Origin of the sequence: Mesorhizobium sp. M7A.F.Ca.CA.004.06.1.1, assembly GCF_003999135.1 — a bacterium.
Taxonomy (GTDB): domain Bacteria; phylum Pseudomonadota; class Alphaproteobacteria; order Rhizobiales; family Rhizobiaceae; genus Mesorhizobium.
Window position 1 is genome coordinate 1 of the sequence record NZ_RZPQ01000929.1, and the last position, 2000, is coordinate 2000.

At 60.6% G+C, this 2000-nt stretch carries 2 protein-coding genes; both read left to right on the forward strand.

Going from position 1 to position 2000, the window contains the following annotated elements; all coding sequences use genetic code 11:
• On the forward strand, positions 1–312 hold a 312-nt coding region (locus tag EN906_RS32270), incomplete at its 5' end, for a DUF1403 family protein (protein ID WP_127313347.1).
• Between the two features lie 2 nt (positions 313–314).
• The gene (locus EN906_RS32275; RefSeq protein WP_063169436.1) at positions 315–977 is read left to right on the forward strand and encodes an SMC-Scp complex subunit ScpB; all 663 of its coding nucleotides are present in this window, start codon (positions 315–317) and stop codon (positions 975–977) included.
• Positions 978–2000: the final 1023 nt, after the last annotated feature.

The window sequence follows — 2000 nt, forward strand, 5'->3', positions numbered from 1 at the left end:
ATCCGGCCCGGGGACAAGAATTTTGAGCGGGCGGTTTGCATCGCGCTCGTCGCGGCCGCCGCGGACGCTTGTCGGTTGGCCGCCGAGCTGTCGCGCCGGGCCGAAAAACTCCTGGCGGTGGCGCCGAAACTGCGCGCCAAAGGCGCCGGCGACGTAATCTTTCTGCTGCTCAGTGAAGACGCCGTGTCCGGATCGCTGACGACGGACAATCTGTCGCGCTTTGCATCGCGACGGCTGTTCGAACGGCTGCAGCAACTGGAGGTCGTGCGCGAGCTCTCCGGCCGCCCCACATTCCGGCTGTTCGGGCTGTAGCGATGAGCGAAGCGTCCGCCCGCCGCAAGCCAAACGATCAGCCGGCGCTGCTCGACACCGAACTGGAACATCTGCCGCCGGAGCTGCGCTGGTGCGAATGGATGGCCCGCGTCGAAGCGGTGATCTTTGCGGCAAATGAACCGGTGACACGTAGTGTCCTCGCGCGGGTGGTGGGAAAAAACTGCAATATCGAGCTGATCATCGACGACATTCGCGCCGAACTCGCCGGCCGCCCTTACGAGCTGGTCGCGGTCGCCGGCGGCTGGCAGCACCGGACCAAAAAGGTTTTTGGCGACGCCATTCACGCAGCCTTCGGCACGGCAGCGGGCGAGGGAGCAAAAGAACTGTCGCAGGCGGAGGCGCTTGTCTTGATGTGCATTGCCTATTTCCAGCCGATCACCCGTGGCGAGCTGTCGAGCTTTTTCGGCAAGGAGGTGTCACGTGACCTGATCGGCGTGCTGCGCGCTGAGCAGCTGGTCGCCTCGGGGCCGCGCAGCCCGCAGCCGGGCGCGCCCTACACCTATGTGACGACCAAAACTTTTCTGTCGCAGTTCGGGCTCGACACGCTGCGCCAGCTGCCGGATTTCGAGGCGCTCGAGGACGCCGGGCTGCTGTCGAAGGAGAAGCTGCTGGATCATCCCAGGGTTTGCAGATATCGACGATGATGGCGCCAGCGCCGCGCTCGACGAATAGATGATCCCATCACGGCGGGACACACGCGATCTCGCCGCTCGTCACATAGAAGATTGCGCCACGCACGCCGTCTGGTCTCGCCGGCTGGGTCCTTCGCGTGACGGAAGGGAGGTGGCGGCACGCGTCCGCTTGTCGATGAAGGATAAGCGAACAGGCAATTGATCGAGCCTGGTCGCACATGTCGATCACCATTGAGAGCTCTCGAAGGGAGAAAGTTCAATTGAACCACGTCTACCTTGAGCTTCTCGCGACGATTGAGGCGTTAAGATCCAGCCCATCGGGGCGACCATTCAGACGCTGATGGACAAGGTTCGCGACCTTTCACAGACGATCAAAGCCCTGAAAGACGATCTCCACCAGACAGCCGGCTATGGCCTGCTAAGAACCTAGCCAGCCGGCGAGTGCCCATCCCGGCCATTGTCAGCGAGGCGGCCATCCCAACAAGATCGCCTTGCCGCCACCGCCAATGGCGGATGCTGACAGCAGCGCCATAAGAACGCCAACGTAGATGGGGAAGATCATCCTCGGGCTATTCGTCCTTCCAAATGACAGTCTTCCCCCGAAAATCCCAATGAAATTTGAGGTTGGCTTTCAGTACCTCGGTGGGGATCCTCGGCTCGATCGCTGTGTGGAGAGCGTTATACGTTTCTCGGCAGAAGCTCGGCGGCGGGACATTCAGCTTGTACCCCGACGGGTACCTAAAATCTTGCTGAGAATTCATCAGGTCAAGGTTGTTGGCAATCATCTTCACGTTCCCAATCGGCGGCATTCCTAGGGCCACTGCGGCTTCGTAAATGTCCTCGATCTTGTGACCGAAGCCGAGCCGGAGACCGCGTTTCGACACGCCCTTTGAAGCTAGATACGCTTTCAAGAGGAGTTCTAGGTGTGAGCTTTCGAGAGGTTGTCCATTCGGACCGGACCGAGGAGACTGGAGTTACCACGCTTCAGCATCCATCGGAGGGTCCGAATGAACATCCACAAGAATGCCCGTCTCA

What these genes read in the sequence shown, in the direction of transcription:
- EN906_RS32275 (WP_063169436.1), top strand. Translation starts at nt 315, where the DNA reads ATGAGCGAAGCGTCCGCCCGCCGCAAGCCAAACGATCAGCCGGCGCTG.